1 pseudogene is annotated in these 255 nt (G+C 63.1%); it reads left to right on the plus strand.

What is annotated here, in order from left to right:
- Positions 1-255, plus strand: a pseudogene (locus JHD62_RS22350) (carbamate kinase); the annotation flags it as partial.

Below are 255 nucleotides of genomic sequence, written 5' to 3' on the forward strand. Positions count from 1 at the left end.
CAACGTGCTGCCGTTTGAAGTGCCGCTGGCCACCATCCTCACCCAGACCGAAGTCGACGCCGCCGACCCGGCCTTCCAGAACCCCACCAAATTCGTCGGCCCGGTGTACAGCAAGGAAGAAGCCGAAGCGTTGGCTGCCAGCCACGGCTGGACCGTCAAGGCCGACGGCGACTACTACCGCCGCGTGGTGCCCAGCCCGAAACCGAAACGCATCTTCGAGCTGCGCCCCATCAAATGGATGATAGAAAAAGGCGC

This window comes from Aquitalea sp. ASV11, assembly GCF_016429185.1.
In the GTDB taxonomy this organism is placed as follows: Bacteria; Pseudomonadota; Gammaproteobacteria; order Burkholderiales; family Chromobacteriaceae; genus Aquitalea; species Aquitalea pelogenes.